Here is a 21,002-nt window from a genome sequence, read left to right as displayed (position 1 = left end):
CTGGCGGCGGTCCAGGCGGCCCCGGCGGCGGCGGTCGCGGCGGCGGATTTGGCGGCTTCGGCGGCGGCCCGCGCGGCGGGGTGTTCCAGATTGGCCTCTATCACACCGTCGCCTTCAAGGACGAGGTGACCATCCGGCCGGGCCTGCCCAAGCTCGACCTGCTGGACGGCGGCGCGATCGGCGCCGGCGGCGGCTCGCCCCGCAACCAGGTCGACCTCCAGGCCAACTACACCCGGGGCGGCCTGGGCGTGGCCATGAACGCCAAGTGGCAGGAAGGCACCCGGATCGACGGGGCGACCGTCGCCGACAATCTCGACTTCTCGGACCTGACCACGGTCAATGTCCGGCTGTTCGCCGATCTCGGCCTGCAGCCCTGGGCCCGGACCCACAAATGGCTGCGCGGCGCGCGGGCGACGCTCGCCGTCGACAACCTGTTCGACGCCCACCAGAACGTCCGCTCCGCCGCCGGCGTCACCCCCATCAGCTACCAACCCGACCTGCTCGATCCGGTCGGCCGCTCGGTGCGCCTGACGGTCAGGAAGCTGTTCTTCTGACCGGGCGGGGCGTCAGGCCCGCTTGGCGCCGATCCCCAGGGCCTTGATCAGGGCCGAGGCGTCCCGCGTCTCGGCCCGGTCGATCAACCGCGCGCGATCGACCACCAGGCCGCAAGGCGGTGCGCGCAGGCCCATCAGCAGGCCGGTCGGCCGCGCTCCCTCGATCCGCACGGCGCCCTTCAGGTCACCCAACTTGCGGCCCAGCCCCTCCTCCCAACCCGGCGCCAGGCGCAGGTCGGCAGGCAGGATCAGCAGGCGCTCGTTGCGCGCGCTCCTGGCCGCGGCCACCAGACCGCCGGAGATCAGCTTGGCGCCGGCGTCCTCGCAGAGCACGGCGGTCGCGTCGATCGACCCGCCGTCGGCGCAGATCACCTCGCGCACCAGGCCATCCACCGCGGCGGGCACCAGGGCGGCGAGCAGGACCTGAAGGTCCTCCTCGGAATTGAGCGTCGGAATGATCGCAGACAGCATGGCCGCAGAAGGGGTCGCGTCGGCGGGCCGCGTCAAGTCCTCGCCGAACCGCCTTCCGGTTGGGCCGGGGTTCGCGGGCCATGCTCAAGATTGAGTGATCTCAGGTGTATCCCGCCATCTGAACGCCACCTGTGGTGGCGACACCGGTGCCAATCTGATTGTCTGGCCGCTTCCGCCAATGGAGGACGCCATGGCCCAAGCTCCCACCGAAGATTTCATCCCAGGCTCGACGGGTCTCAAGCTGTACACCCGCGTCTGGCGTCCCGCGACGCCGGCCCGCGCCGTCGTCGCCATCTGCCACGGGTTCAATGCCCACAGCGGCCAGTATCAGTGGATCGCCGACCAGTTGGTGGCCAAGGGTTCGCGGTCTACGCTCTGGACCTGCGCGGCCGCGGCGGTCGGAGGGCGAGCGGTTCTTTGTCCAGACGGTGGAGGAATACGCCGACGACCTCGGTCGCCTGATCGCCCTGGCCAAGGCGCCGAGCCGGGGCTTTCGGTCTATCTCCTGGGCCACAGCGCCGGCGGGGTGACCGCCTGCGTCTACGCCCTCGACCACCAGGCGGATTTGGCCGGTCTGATCTGCGAGAGCTTCGCCTTCCAGGTCCCGGCGCCGACTTCGCCCTGGCGGTGATCAAGGGCGTCAGCCACCTGGCGCCCCATGCCGGGGTGCTGAAGCTGCCCAACGCCGCCTTCTCCCGCGATCCGGCCGTGGTCGCGGCGATGGACGCTGATCCGCTGATCGCCGGCGAGACCCAGCCCTCGACGACGGTCGCCGCCCTGGTGCGCGCGGACGAGCGACTGAAAGCGGCGTTCACGCGCATCACCCTGCCCCTGTTGATCCTGCACGGCACGGCCGACAAGGCGACCCGGCCCGCTGGCAGTCAGCTCTTCTACGACAAGGCAGGATCTTCCGATAAAACCCTGAAACTTTACAAGGATCACGTCCACGACCTGCTCAATGACCTCGGCAAGGAAGAGGTCATGGGCGACATCCTGGCCTGGATCGAAGCCCGCCTCTGAGGCTGTCGGAGGCAGGGTGGCGACGGCTGTTCTTGCTTTGTTCCCTTCGGTCGTCCATATTGACGTCAATGGCGAGCTTCACTCCGCAGAACGCGCCTCTGCCCCGCGGTCGCGGCGCGCGCACCAACGCTTCCGGCCGCTATGAGAGCCAGGCCCGCGAGGCCTTCGACGACGGCTGGACGGCCGAGGACGCCGAGCCTGTCCAGCTGAAGACCACCCTCACGCCCGAAAAAGCCCGGGTGATCATCTCGACCAATGACAGCCCGGACGTGGGCTTCAATCGCTCGATCAATCCCTACCGGGGTTGCGAGCATGGCTGCATCTACTGCTACGCCCGCCCGGCCCATGCCTATATGGGCCTGTCGCCGGGCCTGGATTTCGAGAGCCAGCTGTTCTTCAAGCCGCAGGCCGCCGCCCTGCTGGAGGCGGAGCTCTCAAAGCCGCGCTATCGGCCGGAATTCATCCAGATCGGCGGCAACACCGACCCCTATCAGCCCCGGGAGAAGACCGTCCGGGTCACCCGCCAGATCATCGAGGTGCTGAGCCGGTTCAACCATCCGTTCTCGATCATCACCAAGTCGGCCCTTATCCTGCGCGACCTCGACCTGCTGGCGCCCATGGCGGCCCGGAACCTGGTGCGCGCCGCGGTCTCGGTGACGACCCTCGACCGCAAGCTCGCCCGCAGCATGGAGCCCCGCGCCGCGACGCCCGAGCGGCGGATCGCGGCGATCAAGGCGCTCAGCGCCGCCGGCGTGCCGACGATCGTGATGTTCGCCCCGGCCATCCCCGGCCTGAACGATCATGAGATGGAGGCAGTGCTGGAGCGGGCGGCCGAGGCCGGGGCCGTCGGCGCGGGCTATGTGGCCCTGCGGCTGCCGCTGGAGATCAAGGATCTGTTCCAGGAATGGCTGGCGACGGACCACCCCGACCGCGCCAGCCGGGTCATGTCCCTCGTTCGCCAGATGCGCGGCGGCAAGGACTATGACGCCCAGTGGCGGACCCGGATGAAGGGCGAGGGCCCGGTCGCCGACATGCTGTCGCAGCGCTTCCGCATGGCCAAGGCCCGGCTTGGCCTCGACCGGCCGATCCCGCCCCTGGACGTGAGCCTGTTCAAGGTTCCGCCCAAGGCCGGCGATCAGCGCGATCTGTTCGGCTAGTTCCGGGTGGGGATGATGACTGGCAGGGTCTCATAGCCCTTCACGAACACCGAGTGGGTGCGGGTGGGTTCGGCCACCACCTGGATGTCCGGGAAGCGCTTGAGCATCTCTTCCCAGATGATGGTCAGCTGCAGCTCGGCGAGCCGATTGCCGACGCAACGGTGGACGCCGAAGCCGAAGGACAGGTGCTGGCGGGGCCGCTCGCGGTCGATGATGTAGCTGTCGGGATTGGCGATGACCTCGTCGTCCCGGTTGCCGGAGACGTACCACATGGCCACCCGGTCGCCGGCCTTGATGGTCTTGCCGTGCAGCTCGAAATCGCGGGTCGCCGTGCGGGCCATGTGGGCCAGCGGCGTCTGCCAGCGAATGGTCTCGGAGACCATGGAGGTGATCAGGGACGGATCGGCCTTGAGCTTGGCGTACTGGGCCGGGTTCTGGTTCAGGGCGTAGACCGAGCCGGAGATGGTGTTCCGGGTCGTGTCGTTGCCGCCGATGATCAGCAGGGTGACGTTGCCGTGGTACTCATGGATGTCCATGTCGCGGGTGGCCTCGCCATGGGCCAGCATGGAGATCAGGTCGCCGCCGGGCGGAGCGTTGAGCCGCTCGTTCCACAGGTCGGTGAAGGCCGCGAAGCACTCGCCGATCTCCTGGCGCTTCTGGTCCCAGCTGGTGACCGGCCCGAAGCCCGGCGCATTGGTCATGACGTCGGACCAGTGGGTCAGCTTGCGCCGATCCTCGAAGGGGAAGTCGAACAGGGTGGCCAGGGTCATGGCCGTCAGTTCCTTGGAGACCAGATCGACCCAGTCGAACTCCTCGCCGATCGGCAAGCCGTCGAGGATCAGGCCGGCGCGCTCGCGGATCACCGGGGCCATGCGGTGCAGGTTGGCGGGCGCCACGGCGGGGCTGACCGTCTTGCGCTGCACGTCGTGCTTGGGCGGGTCCATGGAGATGAAGCTGGGGCGCGGCGCGCGGCCGGCGGCCTGGGCCTTGGACTCCAGGCTGGCCAGGACAATGCCGTCGGCCGAGGAGAACACCTCGTGATTGGTGTCGACCGCCATGATGTCGTTGTAGCGGGTGATCGACCAATAGGGGCCGTAGTCGCTCTCGGCCGTGAAATGGACGGGGTCCTCGCGGCGCAGGCGCTCGAAGGTCGGCCAGATCTGGTTGTCGGCGAACAGCTCCGGCTGGGCCGGATTCACCTGGTCCAGCGGAACGGCGTAGGCCCTGGCCCGCGCCTCGTCCCGGATATCGACGGCTCCGTCGCTCATGTCTCGCTCCCGGCCGCCGGACCTCGTCGGGCCCGGCTGTTTCAGTGTTCGGGCGAGTACGAAGGACTGAACGCTGTTCGGCAAGCGGCTTTCGCGAAAGGCCTCAGCGGGTGAAGACGCCGACCAGCTCCACGTGCGGCGACCACAGGAACTGGTCGACCGGGAAGACGCGGTCGAGGCTGAAGCCGGCGTCGATCAGCACCCGGGCGTCGCGGGCGAAGGTGGCGGGGTTGCAGGAGACGCCGATCACCCGGGAGACCTTGGAGCGGGCCAACTCCGCGGTCTGTTCCAGGGCGCCGGCGCGGGGCGGGTCGAAGACCACTAGGTCGGTGCGCTTCAGCTCCTCGGCCAGGACCGGGCGCTTGGCGAGGTCGCGGGTCTCAGCTGTGATGCCTTTCAGGCCGGGCGCGCTGGCCGTGGCGCTGGACAGGGCCCGGATGGCGGCGGCCGAGCCCTCGGCCGCATAGACCGGGGCGATCTCGGCCAGGCGGAAGGTGAAGGTGCCCACGCCGCAATAGAGGTCGGCGATGCGGTCGGCGCCGGCCGCGGCCTCGCCCACGAACTTGACCATGGCGGCCTCGGCGGCGGGGACGGCCTGGAGGAAGGCGCCCGGCGGCAGGGCGACCACGACCGGCCCCAGGCGCACCGCGGGTTGGCGCGACAGATAGGCGGCCTCGCCGTCGATCGTCACCCGGGCGAAGTCGGCCTCGGCGGCGATGGCGGCCAGCGTCATGCGGGCGTCGGCGGTGAGGCCACCGCCCGACTTCTTCTCGACGCCGGTGATCTCGATATCGAGCCCGGCCCCGGTCAGGGTGACGTGCAGGGTCGGGGCGGACTTGGGATGCTCGAACAGCGGCGCGGCCAGGCGGCGCAGGGCCGGCAGGGCGGCGACCAGACGGGGGTCCGACACCGGACATTCGTCGATCTCGACGAGGTCCCAGGACTTGCGCGCCTTGAAGCCCACGCGGGCGGCCTCGCGGCTCCCCTTGCGGGCGTGCAGCGCCAGACGCCGGCGGGAGCCCGGCGCGGCGGCGAAGGGCGCCAACACCTCGGTCTCGATGTGCTGCAGGGCGAGCGTGCCGACCAGGCGCTCGACCTTCCAGGCCAGATAGGCCTTGTGGGTCCAGTGCTGCAGGGCGCAGCCGCCGCACACGCCGAAGTGCCGGCAGGCCGGTTCGATTCGCTGAGGCGAGGCCGTCAGCACCGCGTCCAGCTCGCGACGCTCCCCGCCGCCCACGGCCCGCACCCGTTCGCCCGGCAGGGTGAAGGGCACATAGATCGGGCCGGCGGCGACGCCGTCCCCTTCCCCGCCCAGAGATTCGATCGAGAGGTCGACGGGCGGACCCGCGGGCGCGGACGGCTTGGCGGGGGCCCGCGAGGGCCGTCTGGCGTGGCGCATGACAGAGCTCATTTCTTGAGGCGGCCGGTCTTGGTAGCTTCGCCGTGGCGGTTTCGCCAACCGAACGAAGCTGAACGCGCCGCTGTGGGTCTGTTCAAGACCCGTTCAGGTTCGATCAGTCAAACCTCATCTCCGAAAGCGGCGCTTGGACGCGCCCCTCTCGGGAACAGAACGAAGGACTTTAAGCCGATGAAGCGCACGATCGTTCTCAGCCTGGCCGCCGCCATGATGGCCGGCGGGCTGGCCGTTCCCCAGTTCGCCGCCGCCCAGTCCTCGAAGGACTACGGCACCGGCGACGTCTGCCGCGAGGAGCAGAAGGACGCCGCAACCAAGGGCACCGTCGTCGGCGCCGTCGCCGGAGCCCTGCTGGGCTCGGCCATCGCCGGCAAGGGCAACAAGACCGGCGGGGCCGTGATCGGCGGCGTGGTGGGCGGCGTGGCCGGCCACCAGATCGGCAAGCACTACATCAAGTGCACGACCTATCCGACCCGCGTGAAGCAGACCAAGTACAGCCGCAACAACTGCCAATGGGTCCAGGAATCCTATGGCGGCCGCGACCATGGTTTCGAAGTTTGCCGCGACCGCGATGGCGTGTGGCGGCCCAGCGGACGCAGCTAAGCGTCATCCCAAACGTTCTAGTCTCCAAAGGAGAGTTTCTATGAGCATCCGTTCCAACATCGCGAAGGCCACCCTGACCGGAGTCGCGGGCGTCATGGCGCTCTCCACGGCGCTCGCCATCCCGACCTTCGCCGCGGCGCAGGGCGGCGGTTATTACGGCTCGGGCAGCAACTACAGCTATGACCCCTGCCGTCGGGACACCACGACCCGCGGCACCACCGGTGCCCTGGTCGGGGCGGCCCTGGGCGCGGCCCTCGGCTCGAACGTCGCCTCCCACCATGGCGGCCGCAAGGGCGGTGCCCTGCTGGGCGGCGCGCTCGGCGCCGTGGTAGGGTCCCAGGTCGGCAAGAACTCCGCCGCCTGCGAACCCGAGCAGCGCCAGGGCTACTACGGCAACAGCCAGTACGGCTCGAACGACTACGGCTATGGCTCCCAGGCCTATGGCTATCAGGGCGGCTATTACGGCAACAGCGGCTACTACGGCGGCCCGCGCGGCCGCTATGGCGACAGCTACAATGTCGACAGCCGCCAGCAGGCCGACGCCAACGGCTGCACCCTGGCGGAAAGCCCGATCTACCTGCCCGACGGCCGGACCCAGAAGCGCTTCGTGCGCGTCTGCCCCGACGCCAGCGGCCACTACCAAGTCGTCGACTAAGCGCGACGCCTGAACGAACGCAGGAGCCGCCCGGATCAGTCCGGGCGGCTTTTTCGTGCGTGCAGCAGGAATTCCAGATTGCCGTCGCCGCCGGCGATCGGGCTGTCGTCATGGGCCAGGACCGGCCAGCCGGACGCCTCCAGGAAGGCCATGACGCCGGCCACGGCCTGGGCCCGATCGGCGGGGTCCTTGACCAGGCCGCCCTTCCCCACCCGGCCCGGGCCGACCTCAAACTGCGGCTTCACCAGGGCGATGAGGTCGGCGCCCGGCCGCGCCAGGGCGAGCGCCGCGGGCAGAACCTTGGCCAGGCCGATGAAGCAGGCGTCGCAGACCACCAGGTCGGGCGCTTCAGGGATCAGGCGTGCGTCGAGGTCGCGGGCGTCGACGCCCTCCAGCGAGATCACCCTGGGGTTCGAGGCCAGGCGTTCATGCAGCTGGGCGCGACCGACATCGACCGCATAGACCCTGGCCGCCCCGCGCTCGAGGCAGACCTCGGTGAAGCCGCCCGTCGAGGCGCCGACATCCAGGACCACCGCGCCGCTCACCTCGACCGGCCAGAGCTCCAGGGCGTGCAGCAGCTTCAAGGCCCCGCGCCCGACATAGGGGTGGAGCATGGTCGCCTGCAGATCGCAGGCCTCGTCGAGCATCTCAGAAGGCTTGGCGACCGGTTTGCCGTCGGCGGTGACGCCCCCGGCCTCGATGGCCGCCCGGGCCTTGGCCCGGCTGTCGGCCAGGCCGCGGGCCACCAGCAGCAGATCGGCGCGGGACTTTGTCATCCCCTCCCTTTAGCAGACCGCCGCAGGGAGGGGCGACGAACCTCAGGCCTCTTCGAACAGCTTCTTGAGCTCGTTCTTGAGGATCTTGCCATTGGCGTTGCGCGGCAGGGTCTCGTGCCAGAACTTGACCTTCACCGGCACCTTGAACGCCGCCAAGTGTTCGGCGACGTGGGCGCGAAGCTCGGCCTCGGTGGCCTCGGCGCCGGGCTTCAGGGTGACGACCGCGCCGGGCTCTTCGCCAAGCGTCTTGTGCGAAATCCCGACCAGGGCCGCATCCATCACCGCCGGGTGGTCATAGAGGACGTTCTCGACCTCGATGCAGTAGATGTTCTCGCCGCCGCGGATCAGCATGTCCTTGGCCCGGTCGACGATGAAGCAGAAGCCCTCCTCGTCCACGCGCGCCAGGTCGCCGGTTCGCACCCAGCCATCGACGAAGGTCTGGGCCGTGGCTTCGGGCTTGTTCCAGTAGTTCTTCACGATCATGGGCCCCTTGGCCCACAGCTCGCCAAGTTCGTTCACCCCCAGCACCGTCACGCCGTCGGCCGGGTCGCGGATCTGCAGCTCGGCGACCGGCACGGCCGGGCCGCAGGACATCGGCCGATTGGTGTAGTCCTCCGCCCCGTGGGTGGTGACGGTGGCGCAGGTCTCGGTCATGCCCCAGCCGTTGCCGGAGGCCGACTTGGGGAAGGTTTCCTTGATCTTGCGGACCAGTTCCGGCGCCGAGGGGGCGCCGCCATAGGCGACGCTTTCCAGGGACGACAGGTCGTAGTTGCCGCGCAGGGGATGCTCGATCAGCTGCCAGGCGATGGTCGGCACGCCGCCGGCCGACTGAATGCGCTCGCGCTGGATCAGTTCGAAGGCGCGGATCACGTCCCACTTGTGCATCAGCACCAGCTTGGCGCCGCCGAACAGCGAGGGGTTCAGGACGGCGAAACAGCCGGTCGCGTGGAAGAAGGGCACCGACAGCAGGGTCGAGCGCTGGGGGGCGTTGGGATCCGGCTCGGGCGGCCTTTCGCCGCGACGCAGGAAGGCCCGCGCGCCGGCGCAGGCGCCCGACAGGATGTTGGAATTGACGCCGCGATGGGTGGCCAGGGCGCCCTTGGGCTTACCCGTGGTGCCGGAGGTGTAGAAGATGGTCGCGTCGTCGTCGGCGTCGAGCTCGGCCTCCGGGAGCGGTTGATCGGGCAGGCTGGCCCAGTCGGTGGCGGCGCCGATCACCGTTTCCAGCTTGGTGACCAGCGGATGGGCGATCTCCTCGATCTCCCGGCTGACATAGACGCGGGCGAGGTCCGGGCAGCGCGGCAGATGCTCGATCAGGCGCTGATAACGCTCGGCGTCCATGATCGCGATCTTGGCGCTCGAGTCGGTCAGGCCGTATTCAAGCTCCGCGCCAGTCCACCAGGCGTTCAGGGGGGTGACGATCGCCCCGATGGAGGCCGCGCCATAGAAGGCCACGACCCATTCGGGCAGGTTGCGCATGATGATGGCGACCCGGTCGCCCTTGACCACGCCCTGGGCCTGGAGCTCACGGCCGAAGGCCGAGACGGCGCGATAGAAGGCCTCGAAGGTGACCCGCTCGTCCTCATAGACCAGCAGCACCTTCTCGCCATGGGCGCGGGCGGCCTCGACGATGGCGCGCAGGGTCGGGGGCTGGTTCTTCCAGACCCGCATCTCGACGCCCCGGATGGTCTTGGTCTCCATCTCGAAAGGCATGCCCGGCGAGGTCAGCAGACCATGGGCCTGGGCGATGGACATGGCGGGCCAACCGGCCGGAAGGGCAGCCTCTGGCATGGGCGTTCTCCTAATGGTGCAGCACGGATTCTGACTTCCGCGTCGTCATAGGTGAACAAGCATAACCTAGCGGCCGACGCAAACGGCCGTTTGAGAGCGTTGTTCGCTGAGCCGCTCGCCGGATCAGGAGGCGCCGAACAGCGCCTTCACATCCCGCCGGAAGGCCGACTGGCTGTCGGGGCGGCTGTAGAACATGTGGCCGCCCGGATAGATCTGCAGCTTCACCCGCGACGGGTCGCCCATCTGGGGGATCTGGTCGACGATCAGGCGCGAGGCGAAGAAGGGGCAGCTGAGGTCGTCATAGCCGTGGACGATCAGCACCTTCATCTTGCTGTCGGCGGCCAGCGCCTGGCGCAGGTCCGAGACGGACTCGATCTTGTTGTACCAGTCCTTCTCCCAGGCGGCGTTCACCGCGTTGGAGAGCGCGTTGTAGCGCCCCTCCACCTTCCAGCCGACCGTGTGGGTCATGAAGTCCACCATGGCCGAGGTGGTCGGGGCGATGATGGTGGCCAGGATCGGGTCATTGGCCCGCTGAGCCTGGGACCAGGGATAGGGATCGAACGCCGTGACGTTGGAATCGTAGACGCTCGCGAGTTTGCCGGTGTCGCGATAGAGCTCGCGCAGGAAGGTGCCGGTGTCGACGCGGCCGCCCATCTTCCGGACCAGGGCGGGATCGACCCCGGTGTAGCGGGTGACGTGATCGACGACGCGGGCGACCGCGGCGGGGTCGCGGCCCTTCATCAGGTCCACGGCGAACTCGCCGCGGGCGTAGCCCTCGACTTCCGCCATGGTCTCGGGGCTGAGGGGTTTGCCCTGGCGCTCATAGTTGGCGGCGGCCATGGAGGGCAGATTGACCACCCAGGGCATGGGCGAGAAGTCCTCGGCGACGCCCATGTGGGCGTCCAGGAAGGGCGACACCATGATCACGCCCGACGGGCCGACGCCCAGGTCGCTCTGCAGATCATAGGCGATGGCCGGGGCGCGATAGCCGCCATAGCTTTCGCCCACCACGTATTTCGGCGAGGCCATGCGGCCGTTCTTGACCAGCCAGTCGAAGACGATCCGCGAGAGGTAATGGATGTCTTCCTTGACCTGGAAGAAGTTCTTCTTGGTCTCGGCCTCGTCCACCAGGCTACGCGAGAAGCCGGTGCCCACGGGGTCGATGAACACCATGTCGGTGAAGTCGAGCCAGGTGCCGGGATTGTCGACCAGGACCGCGGGATCGGAGGGGCTGTCGCCCTGGGCGCCGAACTGGACACGCTTAGGGCCGATCGCGCCCAGGTTCAGATAGACAGAGGCCGCGCCGGGGCCGCCGTTGAAGGCGAAGGTGACCGGGCGCTTGGGATCGCGCGGCCCATCCAGGGTGTAGGCGGTGAAGACCACCTCGGCGATCTTCTTGCCCTTCTCGTCGCGCACCGGCAGGGAGCCGACGGTGGCGGTGTAGTTGAGCGTCTTGCCGGCCACGTGGGTGACCTGCTTGACCGTGGCGTCGGCGGGGAATGGCGGCAGGTCTGTCTTGGCGGCGTCGGGCTTGGCCGCATCGGCCTTGGCCGGCTCCTCGGCGAACATGGACGCCGGCGCGGCGCTGGCCGCAATAAGCATGGCCGCCACGGCCGCACGCAGGATCGATCGCAAGACTCTGTCCCCCAGTTTGCGCCAGATTGGCCAAACCGCCGCCGCCCGCAAGTTAATCCGGAGACAGATTTTCAGATTTCCGCCGGCCTCGGGGCAGGTCCTTGCCGTGGGCGATCAGGCGCTCCAGGCCGGCCCGGAGACCGTCAGGACCTCCACGCCAAGGGCGGACATGGCGGCGATCTCCTCCGCGCTGGAGACGCCCCAGACGCCGGTCGCCAGGCCGAGCGCCTTGGCCTCCGCGACCCGCTCGGGCGTGACGTCGGAGATGTGCGGCGACCATTCCCGCCCGCCATGGGCCTGGATTGCGCGCAGCTCCGAGCCGCCGAAATGGCGGGGATCACAGCCATCGGTCCAGGGGGAGTCGCCGTTGGCCAGGGGCGTGACCTTGGGCTTCATGGCGTCCGGCACGGTCAGGTGGGCGGTGAGGATCTCCGGCCGACGGGCTTTCAGATCGCGCAGCAGCGACCAGTCGAAGGCGATGATCTTGCTGTGGGCGGCCCAGTCGGCGGCGTCGAGGTCGCGCAGGACCGCGTCGGTGAGCGCAACGGGATCGGCGGATTCCCGATAGTCCGCCGGGTCTGTCTTGATCTCCACGAAGATCCAGCGCCGCGGACCCGGGGCCGCGGCCAGGGCCTCCAGCAACTGAGGCAGGGTCGGCATGACCACGCCGTCCAGGCCGATCTTATGGGGATAGCGGCGGGCGTAGGCGCCCCCTTCTCTCACCCGCCCGAGATCATAGGCCTGGAGTTCGGCCAGGGTCGCGTCGCGCAGCAGAGGGCCCGGCGCATCGAGGAAGGCCCCCTTCAGCCGGCTGGAGTCGGCGGCGATGCGATAGTCGTGGTGGGCGACCACATGACCGTCGGCGGTCAGGTGGACGTCGATCTCGATCCCGGCGACGGGTGTATCGAGACAGGCCACCGCCCCCTCCAGGGAGTTGGTCGGCCAGACGCCATAGCCGCAGGCGCCGGCGATGATCTGAGGCTGGGTCATGGGATGCTCCTGTCGGCGGAACCCGGAGCATAGCCCAGGTTCCGCGACAAGCCTGCGTCGACCTAGTTCATGCCTTCCAGGCGAGCGAGCGCGGCCTCGAGCTTGGCCTTGGCGGCCTCGGCCTCCTCCAGCCGCTCGCGGTTCTCCTCGATCACCTCTTCCTTGGCGCGGGCCAGGAAGTCGGGATTGCCGAGCTTCTTCATCACGTGGGCGATGTCGCTGGCGCGGGCGGCCACTTCCTTGGCCAGGCGGACTTTCTCGGCGGCGATGTCGATGTGCTCGGCGACCGGCAGGGCGTAGGTGTCGGCGCCTTCGATGAAGGGCACGGCGCCCGCGCTGGGCGCGGAGACGAAGCTGATCGCGTCCACGCGGAGCATGGTCTGGATGATCGCGCTGTTGGTCTCGAAGATGCGGCGGACCTCGGCCGAGGCGTCGACGACTTCGAGGGCCGGCAGACGCGCCCCGCCGGGCACGCCCAGCTCGCTGCGCACTGCGCGGCCGCCGCCGATGGCGGCGACCAGGGTGGCGATCTCGGCCTGAGCCTTGGGATCGATCAGGCCTTCTGACAGATCCGGCCAGCGGGCGGAGATCAGCATGGGCTCGGCCCGGGCGGCGCCCAGGTCGGCGGTCTGGCGCCACAGTTCCTCGGTCAGGAACGGCATGACCGGGTGCAGCAGCTTCAGGATCACGTCCAGGACCCAGGCCGAGGTGGCCTGCATCTCCGCCTTGGCGGCGCCGTCCTCGCCCTTGAGGATCGACTTGGCCAGCTCGACGTACCAATCGCAGAAGCTGTTCCAGATGAAGCGGTAGAGGCCGTTGGCCGCCCCGTCGAAGCCGCAGGTCTCGATGGCCGCGGTCACCGTCTGGGCGGTGCGCACCGTCTCGCCGATGATCCAGCGGTTCAGGACGCCCTTCACCTGGGCAGGGTCGAAGCCTTCCGCCCGGGCGCAGCCGTTGAACTGGCAGAAATTGGCCGCGTTCCACAGCTTGGTGCCGAAGTTGCGGTAGCCTTCGATGCGCTCGCGCGACAGCTTGATATCGCGGGCCTGGCCCGACATGGCGGTGAGCGTGAAGCGCAGGGCGTCGGCCCCGTACTCGTCCACCAGTTCCAGAGGGTCCATGACGTTGCCCTTGGACTTCGACATCTTCTTGCCCTCCGCGTCGCGGACGAGGGCGTTGATGAAGACGCGATGGAACGGCACGTCACCCATGAAGTGGATGCCCAGCATCATCATCCGGGCGACCCAGAAGAAGATGATGTCGAAGCCGGTGACCAGGGTGTTGGTCGGGTAGAACCGCTTCAGGTCGGTGGTCTGCTCCGGCCAGCCCAGGGTCGAGAAGGCCCAGAGCCCTGAGGAGAACCAGGTGTCGAGGACGTCCTCGTCCTGGCGCAACGGCTCATCGCGGCCATAGAGTTCGCGGGCCTGGGCCCTGGCCTCGGCTTCCGTCTCGGCGACGAAGATCTTGCCGTCCGGCCCGTACCAGGCCGGGATGCGGTGGCCCCACCAGAGCTGGCGCGAGATGCACCAGGGCTCGATGTTCCGCATCCACTCGAAATAGGTCTTCTCCCAGTGACGGGGCTCGAAGACGGTCTTGCCCTCCTCCACCGCCTTGATGGCGGGCTGGGCCAGGACCTTGGCGTCGACGTACCACTGGTCGGTCAGATAGGGTTCGACCACGACGCCCGAGCGGTCGCCGTGCGGCACCATGTGGCGGGTCTTCTCGATCCCCCGCAGCAGGCCGAGTTCCTCGAAGGTCTCGACCACCTTCTTGCGGGCTGCGAACCGGTCGAGGCCCTGATAGTCGCGCGGGCCGTTCTCGTTGATGCGGGCGAAGTCATCCAGGATGTTGATCTGCGGCAGGTTGTGCCGCTTGCCGACCTGGAAGTCGTTGAAGTCGTGGGCGGGCGTGATCTTCACCGCGCCCGAGCCCTTTTCAGGGTCGGCGTATTCGTCGGCGATGATCGGGATCGGTCGGTTGACGATCGGCAGGCGCACGGCCCGGCCGATCAGGTGCTTGTAGCGTTCATCGCTCGGGTGGACCGCCACGGCGGTGTCGCCGAGCATGGTCTCGGGCCGGGTGGTGGCGACGACGATCTCGCCGGAGCCGTCCTCCAGCGGATAGGCGAAGTGCCAGAAATGGCCGTCGACCTCGCGTTGCTCGACCTCGAGGTCGGAGATGGCGGTCTGGAACTGGGGATCCCAGTTCACCAGCCGCTTGTCGCGATAGATCAGCTTGTCCTTGTGCAGCTTCACGAACACCTTGCGCACGGCGGCCGAGAGGCCGTCGTCGAGGGTAAAGCGCTCGCGGCTCCAGTCGCAGGAGGCGCCCAGGCGGCGCAGCTGGTTGGTGATGGTTCCGCCGCTCTCGGCCTTCCATTCCCAGACCTTGGCGACGAACTCATCGCGGCCGAGGTCGCGACGGGTGGCGTTGCCGGCCGCGGCCAGCTGGCGCTCGACCACCATCTGGGTGGCGATGCCGGCGTGGTCGGTGCCGGGCAGCCAAAGCGCCGCTTTGCCCCGCATGCGCTCGAACCGGATCAGCACGTCCTGCAGCGTATTGTTCAGCGCATGGCCGATGTGCAGGGAGCCGGTGACGTTCGGCGGCGGAATGACGATGGCGAACGGCTCGGCGTCCGGATCAGCGATCGGCGCGAAGGCGCCCGAGGCTTCCCAGGCGGAGTAGAGCCGGGGCTCGGCGGTTTTGGGGTCGAAGGATTTTTCAAGCATGGTGATGGGGGCGGCGCTTAACAGAGGCGCCGCCCGCGTCAAGTTTCAGGTTGGATCGCAGCGGCCAGGGACGGCGGGATTTCCCCGCCAGATGACAGCTTAGCGTACTCGCCCGCGGGCAATGCGCTCGACTTCGGCCTGCACCGTGGACTCAACGATGCGCGGCAGATTGTCGTCCAGCCACTGCTTCAGAAGCGGCCGCAAGAGTTCGCGAACCACGTCCTCAAGCGTGCGGCCCTCGGCCGGCATCAGGATGCCGCTGGAGAGCGCGCCGAAGGCGGCGGCGGCGGCGGCGGCGGCCGGATCGCTGACCAGACTTTCGCCGAGCGACGGCGCGGGCGTCAGATCGTGGATGGGCTCTTCGACCGGCTCCGAGGAGGCGGCGTAGACGTCGAGGTCGCCGTGGCTCTCGACCTTCTCGGTGAGCTCCAGGACGCCGTCGTCTTCCTCCGGCTCCGGCAGGGGCGGAAGCTCCGGCTCAGCCGAGGCCTCGGGTTCCGGTTCGGCCGCCGGCGCCTCATCCGACGCGGGCGCATCATCCTCGGAGATGATGCGTCGGATGGAGGCCAGGATCTCCTCCATCGTCGGTTCTTGGGAAGACTGGTCGGACATGGGAGAACCGGCGCTCGTGCGAATGAAAGAATCCCGTGGGGCAAGGGTATGCGCCCAGGCTTGATCCTGCAATTTCCGCCAAGGTGCGCAAGGGCGGATTCGTGCCGCGCGCGAATCCGTAGTCCCTTCAGCGGTTAGCGAAGCCTATTTAGAGGGAGACGCCGGCTTATCGAGGGGCAGCTCGTGAGTCTTCGGGGTCAAAGCCGAATCGACGATGCCGATCGGTTCCTCCCACGGCACCCAGCCCCAGGTGAGACGGAGTTTGCCGAAGTGCGTCTTCGGGTCGTAGCGCGGGATCGCCGGGGTCAGATATTGCGCCTGGAGGCGGCCCATCTGGTTCAGCACCGAGGCGGCTGCGACATATTCGTCATGCCGGGCCGTGACCTGAGAAAGCTCGGCGGACCGCAGCTCCTGCTCGGCGTTCAGCACGTCGAGGGTGGTCCGCAGGCCGACCTGCAGCTCCTGGCGCGTGCCTTCGGCGGCGATGCGGGCGGCCTTCACCTGCTGGTCGGTGGAGATGATGTTCGCCCGGGTGGAGATCAGAGTGCTCCAGGCCTGGGTGAGCGATTGCATCGCCGAGCGACGCGCCGTCTCGATATTGATCCGGTCGGTGTTGTTCTTCTCGATCGCGGCGCGGACCCGCGAGGTGGTCAGGCCGCCGTTGAACAGCGGCACGGAGACCTGGGCCACGCCGGTGACGGCGCGAGACATCTTGTCGGTCTCGAGCGGATCGGCGGTGCCGCTCCACCCCAGGCGGCCCTGGATCGCGACCGTGGGCATGCGCTCAGCCCGCGCACCCGCCAGCCGCGCGCGGCTGGCCTGTTCGGCGTATTCCGCCGCGCGGATGGACGGATTGTCCTGGGTCGCGATGTCGAAGGCCTGATCGACGCTGGCCGGCAGCAGTTCGGCCAGGGACGGCTCCGGAGCCAGTTCGCCGGGCGCCTGACCGACGACGGCAGTGTAGTTGCCGCGGCTGGTGGCGAGCTGGCCCTTGGCCGACTGCAGCGAGGCGCGGGACGCCTCGAGCCGGGCTTCAGCCTGGGCCACGTCGGTGCGGGTGATCTCACCCACATCGAAGCGGGCCTTGGATTCCTCGAACTGGCGGGTCAGGACCGCGAAATTGTTCTCGTAGATGCGCACAGCTTCCTGGTCGCGCCGCACATCGACATAGGCCTGGATCACGGCGCCCAGCACGCTGCTCTCGACCTTACGGAGGTTTTCGCGACCGTTCAGGATGTCGGCCTCGGCCGCCGAGACCGCCGCGCCCACGCGACCGCCGGTCCAGACCGGCTGGGTCAGGGTCAGGGCGCCGGAGGCGGCGTTGGCGGTGCGAATGCTGGTGCTGACCAGTGTGTCGGGAATGCCGTCGCCATTGGTGTCGGCGTAGCCGCGGCCCCCGGGGGTCCGGGTTTCCTGATAGGTCTCGGTGAAGGACGTCGAGACCGTCGGGCGATAGCCGCTGCGCGCCTGCACCCAGCTCTCGTCCAGCTGGCGCTGGGTGGCGCGCTGGGCCTGAAGCGTGGGATTGCTGTCATAGGCGAGCGCGATCGCGTCAGCCAAGGTTTCAGCGCAGGCAGGCCCGGCCACGAGCGCGCCAATCAGGCCCGCGCAGGACACCGCGGCCAAAAGGCCTCCGCGACGGCTATTGATCATTCGAAATCCCCGACTACGGCGAGACACTGCGCGCCCTATATGGCCGTCGTTTGGCATGGAGGCCAGTGGTCGGCACCTTAAGCTTTTTTCACCCAGAGGTTTCCGAGGTGTTTCACAAAGCTTCAGGCGCGCCTCAGAACGCGAAGCCGGCCTCGGGCTCGAACCCGGGCAGCACCGGCGGCGTGGCGTCGAACACCGTCCGTCGACCGATCCCATCCTCGGCCCGCACATAGAGGCAGGCCTTGCCGACCGGCCCCTCGCGCTCGATCACGCCGAGACGGCCGCCCAGGCCGAGCGCGCCGGTCCAGCTCGCCGGGGCGCGGGCGACGGCGCCCTCGCAGATGATCAGGTCGTAGTTGGCGCCGGGCGGCGACTTCAGGTCGCCCTCGTCATAGCGGGTGACGGTCAGGCCCAGGGCCTCCAGAACCGCGGCCGCATAGGGCGCGGCGATCGCGAGTGCGGTCTCGCCTTCGGCGGGTTTCAGGATTTGCAGCAGCTTGGCCACGTCGCGGGGCTTCAAGAGCACCCGCCCCGGGGCGTACTCCACCGCGTCGTCGGCATAGGCCAGATAGGCCTTGCCGGCCGGCACGAAGCCTTCACGCGGGATGGCGCGCATGGCGTCGTGGATCCGCACGTCGGTGACGTCGGAAGGACGAACCTGGCTCTCCACCATGTTCAGACGGGCTTGGGCGAGATCGGACATGAGTCCTCGAACCTGTTCGCGAGATTTGCGCGCTTATAGGTCCGCCCTTAACCGGAACGCAATGCGACCTTGCGAGAGAGATTGAATGGCGCGGAGGGTTCTGATAGCCCTCCGCCCTCTTCAAGTCCTGGCGTGCACAAAACGCTGGCGGCGGCCTGATGGCGGAGTGGTTACGCAGCGGACTGCAAATCCGTGCACCCCGGTTCGATTCCGGGTCAGGCCTCCAAACTTCCCGAACATGCGACGGAACTCCCTTGCGCGGGTTCGACAAGCCGCCCGGCGCGGATAAGCTCGGGCCATGTGCGACACCCTTGTAGCCCTGCCCCGCTCCACCGCCCGCGGCGCAACCCTGTTCGCCAAGAACAGCGACCGCGAGCGCAACGAGGCCCAGGTGCTGGAAGTTCACGGTCGTCGGCGGCGTGATCCCTCCGGCCAGCTCAAGCTCACCTACATCTCCATTCCCGATGTCGAGGAGACCCACGCCTGCCTGATCTCCCGGCCCTTCTGGATGTGGGGGGCGGAGATGGGGGCCAATGAGCACGGGGTGGTGATCGGCAACGAGGCCCTGCACGCCAAGACTGCGGCCCAGCGCAGGCGGGCCCTGACCGGCATGGACCTTTTGCGGCTGGCGCTGGAGCGGGCGGCCAGCGCCGCCCAGGCGGTCGAGGTCATCATCGAGCTCCTGGAGCGCCACGGTCAGGGCGGTGACTGCGGGCACCTGGGACGCTTCTATTACAACAACGGCTTCATCATCGCCGACGCGACAGAGGCCTACGTCCTGGAGACCGCCGGCCGCTGGTGGGCCCTGCAACGGGTCGGCTCGGTCCGGGCCCTGTCCAACGCCTACAGCATCGGGACCGACTATGACCGGGTGAGCGACGGATTCGCCGACCACGCCCGGGCGGCGGGCTGGACGGATCCGTCAGGCCGATTCGATGTCGCGGCCCAGTTGATCGACGAGGTGCGCGATCGGGCGAGCTTCGGGCGCGGGCGCTGCGCGCGCGGCCAGGGCCTGCTCGAGCAGGGAAATGACCAGCTGACCCCGGCCGCCATGATGGCGATCCTGCGCGACCATGGCGACGCCTCGGGCTGGAGCCCCGCCGAGACCGTCGGCCGCACGATCTGCATGCACGCCGCAGAGGGCCCGCGCCGCAGCCAGTCGGTGGCCTCGATGGTCTCGGAGATCCGAGCCGGCCGGACGATCCACTGGGTGACGGGAACCTCAGCCCCCTGTCTCAGCCTGTTCAAGCCTGTGGTCCTGGGCCTGCCCCTGCCCGACCACGGCCCCGCCCCGAGCGACCGGTTCGACGCCCAGAGCCTGTGGTGGCGGCACGAGCAGGTCCATCGCCGGACGCTGAAGGACTTCCACGCCGGCCACGCCCTCATGGCGGCGGAACGCGACGCCCTGGAGCAGACCTTCCAGCAGCGGATCGACGCCGCGCGCGGCGACGACGCCCTGGCGGCCGCGATCGCCCTGTGCTGGCGCGACGCCGATGCCGCGGAAGCACGCTGGCGAGGCGCCCTGCCCGCCGCGGCGGGCTAAAAAACCGGTCTGGGTATGATCGCAGCTGGGCCCGGCTCAATCAGGTGGCGGGGTTTCCGCGAACGTGATTTCGTGATCACAGATTGAGGAGCCCCGACATGAGCGACGGTGAATTCGGCGACAACCGGCCGGATCTTTCGGCCTTCTGGATGCCCTTCACCGCCAACCGGCAGTTCAAGGCCGAGCCGCGGCTGCTGGCCGAGGCCAAGGGCATGTACTACCGCACCCCGGAGGGCCAGGAGGTGCTGGACGGCACCTCGGGCCTCTGGTGCGTCAACGCGGGCCATGGTCGCACCGAGATCGCCGAGGCGGTCGGCCGCCAGATCCTGACCCTCGACTTCGCGCCCACCTTCCAGATGGGCCACCCCATCGCCTTCCAGTTCGCCCAGGCGCTGACCGCTGTGGCCCCGCCAGGGCTGGACCGCATCTTCTTCACAGGCTCCGGATCGGAGTCGGTCGACACCGCGCTCAAGATCGCCATGGCCTATCACCGCGCCCGTGGCGAAGGGCAGCGCACCCGGCTGATCGGCCGCGAGAAGGGCTATCACGGGGTCGGGTTCGGCGGGATTTCAGTGGGCGGGCTGGTCAACAACCGCCGCACCTTCCTCAACCTGCCGGGCACGGACCACCTGCCCCACACCTTCGACCTCGCCCGCAACGCCTTCTCCAAGGGCCAACCGGAACACGGCGCCGAACTGGCCGACGAGCTGGAGCGCATCGTCGCCCTGCACGGGGGCGAGACCATTGCGGCGGTGATCGTCGAGCCGGTCGCGGGATCGGCCGGGGTCCTGCCGCCGCCCAAGGGCTATCTGCAGCGACTGAGGACCATCTGCGACAAGTATGGAATCCTTCTGATCTTCGACGAGGTCATCACCGGGTTCGGACGCCTCGGCGCGCCCTTCGCCAGCCAGTATTTCGGGGTCACGCCGGATCTGATGACCACCGCCAAGGGGATCACCAACGGGACCCTGCCGATGGGGGCGGTGTTCGTGAAGCGGGAGGTCCACGATCAGCTCATGCATGGGCCTGAGGCGGTGATCGAGCTGTTCCACGGCTATACCTATTCCGGCCATCCTGTGGCCTGCGCCGCCGGCTTGGCGACGCTGGAAATCTATCAGCGCGAGGATCTGTTCGCCCGCTGCGCGGCCACCGCGCCCCTGTGGGAGGAGGCCATCCATGGCCTGGCCGACCTGCCGCACATCATCGACATCCGCAACATCGGCATGATGGGAGCGATCGAGTTCGCGCCCCGCGACGGCGAACCGGGCGCCCGCGGCTATGAGACCCTGGTCAATGCGCTGAAGGCCGGTCTGCTGGTGCGCGCCACCGGCGACATCATCGCCCTGTCGCCGCCGCTCATTGCGTCCGCGGACGATATCGGCAAGCTTTTCAGTCTGCTGCGCGGTGTTCTTAGCCACATCAAATAGG

Annotated in this window: 16 protein-coding genes, 1 tRNA gene and 2 pseudogenes; 8 read left to right on the top strand and 11 right to left on the bottom strand. The window is 68.5% G+C overall.

From position 1 onward, the window contains the following. Window positions 1–554 (top strand): annotated as a pseudogene (locus tag MQH10_RS14700) (TonB-dependent receptor); the annotation flags it as partial. A 12-nt stretch (window positions 555–566) separates the two neighbouring features. Here MQH10_RS14700 and MQH10_RS14695 read toward each other — a convergent pair. Then, window positions 567–1,061 carry a glycosyltransferase gene (locus MQH10_RS14695; protein WP_242564781.1) on the bottom strand — a complete coding sequence of 165 codons (495 nt, stop codon included), beginning with the start codon at window positions 1,059–1,061 and terminating at the stop codon, window positions 567–569. Between the two features lie 142 nt (window positions 1,062–1,203). Here MQH10_RS14695 and MQH10_RS27105 point away from each other — a divergent pair. Both MQH10_RS27105 and MQH10_RS14685 read left to right on the top strand, forming a co-directional pair. Beyond that, window positions 1,204–2,045 (top strand): annotated as a pseudogene (locus MQH10_RS27105) (serine aminopeptidase domain-containing protein). Between the two features lie 68 nt (window positions 2,046–2,113). Beyond that, complete coding sequence (locus MQH10_RS14685; RefSeq protein WP_242564780.1) at window positions 2,114–3,202, top strand: PA0069 family radical SAM protein; 1,089 nt, start codon at window positions 2,114–2,116, stop codon at window positions 3,200–3,202. Here the strand turns inward: MQH10_RS14685 and MQH10_RS14680 are convergent. Beyond that, window positions 3,199–4,470, bottom strand: coding sequence for a cytochrome P450 (locus MQH10_RS14680; protein WP_242564779.1), 1,272 nt, complete (start codon window positions 4,468–4,470; stop codon window positions 3,199–3,201). The genes MQH10_RS14685 and MQH10_RS14680 overlap by 4 nt on opposite strands. A gap of 103 nt (window positions 4,471–4,573) precedes the next feature. Continuing rightward, on the bottom strand, window positions 4,574–5,869 hold the full coding sequence (locus MQH10_RS14675; RefSeq protein WP_242564778.1) for a class I SAM-dependent RNA methyltransferase: 1,296 nt from the start codon (window positions 5,867–5,869) through the stop codon (window positions 4,574–4,576). 189 nt (window positions 5,870–6,058) lie between these two features. Here MQH10_RS14675 and MQH10_RS14670 point away from each other — a divergent pair, with 189 nt between their 5' ends. Both MQH10_RS14670 and MQH10_RS14665 read left to right on the top strand, forming a co-directional pair. Next, window positions 6,059–6,487 (top strand): glycine zipper 2TM domain-containing protein, encoded by a 429-nt coding sequence (locus MQH10_RS14670; protein ID WP_242564777.1) that lies wholly within the window; start codon window positions 6,059–6,061, stop codon window positions 6,485–6,487. Window positions 6,488–6,527: 40 nt separating this feature from the next. Next, complete coding sequence (locus MQH10_RS14665; protein ID WP_242564776.1) at window positions 6,528–7,142, top strand: glycine zipper 2TM domain-containing protein; 615 nt, start codon at window positions 6,528–6,530, stop codon at window positions 7,140–7,142. Window positions 7,143–7,177: 35 nt separating this feature from the next. Here the strand turns inward: MQH10_RS14665 and MQH10_RS14660 are convergent, their stop codons facing one another. The 8 genes from MQH10_RS14660 to MQH10_RS14625 all read right to left on the bottom strand — a co-directional run bounded on the left by MQH10_RS14660 (window position 7,178) and on the right by MQH10_RS14625 (window position 18,031). After that, the gene (locus MQH10_RS14660; protein ID WP_242564775.1) at window positions 7,178–7,918 is read right to left on the bottom strand and encodes a TlyA family RNA methyltransferase; all 741 of its coding nucleotides are present in this window, start codon (window positions 7,916–7,918) and stop codon (window positions 7,178–7,180) included. Between the two features lie 42 nt (window positions 7,919–7,960). Then, entirely contained in the window at window positions 7,961–9,709 is a 1,749-nt protein-coding gene (locus tag MQH10_RS14655) for a class I adenylate-forming enzyme family protein (RefSeq protein ID WP_242564774.1), read from the bottom strand. Between the two features lie 123 nt (window positions 9,710–9,832). Further along, window positions 9,833–11,344 (bottom strand): S10 family peptidase, encoded by a 1,512-nt coding sequence (locus MQH10_RS14650; RefSeq protein ID WP_242564773.1) that lies wholly within the window; start codon window positions 11,342–11,344, stop codon window positions 9,833–9,835. 114 nt (window positions 11,345–11,458) lie between these two features. Beyond that, on the bottom strand, window positions 11,459–12,334 hold the full coding sequence (locus MQH10_RS14645; RefSeq protein WP_242564772.1) for a glycerophosphodiester phosphodiesterase family protein: 876 nt from the start codon (window positions 12,332–12,334) through the stop codon (window positions 11,459–11,461). 62 nt (window positions 12,335–12,396) lie between these two features. After that, window positions 12,397–15,063, bottom strand: a complete 2,667-nt coding sequence (locus MQH10_RS14640) for a valine--tRNA ligase (RefSeq protein ID WP_242564771.1) — start codon at window positions 15,061–15,063, stop codon at window positions 12,397–12,399. 99 nt (window positions 15,064–15,162) lie between these two features. Beyond that, a complete protein-coding gene (locus tag MQH10_RS14635) occupies window positions 15,163–15,675 on the bottom strand; it encodes a DUF2497 domain-containing protein (protein WP_242564770.1) in 513 nt (170 codons plus the stop codon). 144 nt (window positions 15,676–15,819) lie between these two features. Then, window positions 15,820–17,235 (bottom strand): TolC family outer membrane protein, encoded by a 1,416-nt coding sequence (locus tag MQH10_RS14630; protein WP_242564769.1) that lies wholly within the window; start codon window positions 17,233–17,235, stop codon window positions 15,820–15,822. Window positions 17,236–17,461: 226 nt separating this feature from the next. Beyond that, on the bottom strand, window positions 17,462–18,031 hold the full coding sequence (locus MQH10_RS14625) for a protein-L-isoaspartate O-methyltransferase family protein (protein ID WP_242564768.1): 570 nt from the start codon (window positions 18,029–18,031) through the stop codon (window positions 17,462–17,464). A 152-nt stretch (window positions 18,032–18,183) separates the two neighbouring features. Here MQH10_RS14625 and MQH10_RS14620 point away from each other — a divergent pair. From MQH10_RS14620 to aptA, 3 genes are all read left to right on the top strand, one after another. Then, window positions 18,184–18,257: transfer RNA gene (locus tag MQH10_RS14620), tRNA-Cys, on the top strand. A 72-nt stretch (window positions 18,258–18,329) separates the two neighbouring features. Further along, window positions 18,330–19,574, top strand: a complete 1,245-nt coding sequence (locus MQH10_RS14615) for a carcinine hydrolase/isopenicillin-N N-acyltransferase family protein (protein WP_242564767.1) — start codon at window positions 18,330–18,332, stop codon at window positions 19,572–19,574. Window positions 19,575–19,672: 98 nt separating this feature from the next. Beyond that, on the top strand, window positions 19,673–21,001 hold the full coding sequence (gene aptA / locus MQH10_RS14610; RefSeq protein WP_242564766.1) for an omega-aminotransferase AptA: 1,329 nt from the start codon (window positions 19,673–19,675) through the stop codon (window positions 20,999–21,001). Window position 21,002: the final 1 nt, after the last annotated feature.

Source organism: Phenylobacterium aquaticum (assembly GCF_022695515.1).
GTDB lineage: Bacteria > Pseudomonadota > Alphaproteobacteria > Caulobacterales > Caulobacteraceae > Phenylobacterium > Phenylobacterium aquaticum.
The sequence above is the reverse complement of the archived record's forward strand: the minus strand, read 5'-3'. Positions and strand labels throughout refer to the sequence as shown.

Coding starts and splice junctions, on each gene's coding strand:
- MQH10_RS14685 (WP_242564780.1), top strand. CDS start 2,114: ATGGCGAGCTTCACTCCGCAGAACGCGCCTCTGCCCCGCGGTCGCGGC.
- MQH10_RS14680 (WP_242564779.1), bottom strand. CDS start 4,470: ATGAGCGACGGAGCCGTCGATATCCGGGACGAGGCGCGGGCCAGGGCC.
- MQH10_RS14675 (WP_242564778.1), bottom strand. CDS start 5,869: ATGCGCCACGCCAGACGGCCCTCGCGGGCCCCCGCCAAGCCGTCCGCG.
- MQH10_RS14670 (WP_242564777.1), top strand. CDS start 6,059: ATGAAGCGCACGATCGTTCTCAGCCTGGCCGCCGCCATGATGGCCGGC.
- MQH10_RS14665 (WP_242564776.1), top strand. CDS start 6,528: ATGAGCATCCGTTCCAACATCGCGAAGGCCACCCTGACCGGAGTCGCG.
- MQH10_RS14660 (WP_242564775.1), bottom strand. CDS start 7,918: ATGACAAAGTCCCGCGCCGATCTGCTGCTGGTGGCCCGCGGCCTGGCC.
- MQH10_RS14655 (WP_242564774.1), bottom strand. CDS start 9,709: ATGCCAGAGGCTGCCCTTCCGGCCGGTTGGCCCGCCATGTCCATCGCC.
- MQH10_RS14645 (WP_242564772.1), bottom strand. CDS start 12,334: ATGACCCAGCCTCAGATCATCGCCGGCGCCTGCGGCTATGGCGTCTGG.
- MQH10_RS14640 (WP_242564771.1), bottom strand. CDS start 15,063: ATGCTTGAAAAATCCTTCGACCCCAAAACCGCCGAGCCCCGGCTCTAC.
- MQH10_RS14635 (WP_242564770.1), bottom strand. CDS start 15,675: ATGTCCGACCAGTCTTCCCAAGAACCGACGATGGAGGAGATCCTGGCC.
- MQH10_RS14625 (WP_242564768.1), bottom strand. CDS start 18,031: ATGTCCGATCTCGCCCAAGCCCGTCTGAACATGGTGGAGAGCCAGGTT.
- MQH10_RS14615 (WP_242564767.1), top strand. CDS start 18,330: ATGTGCGACACCCTTGTAGCCCTGCCCCGCTCCACCGCCCGCGGCGCA.
- aptA (WP_242564766.1), top strand. CDS start 19,673: ATGAGCGACGGTGAATTCGGCGACAACCGGCCGGATCTTTCGGCCTTC.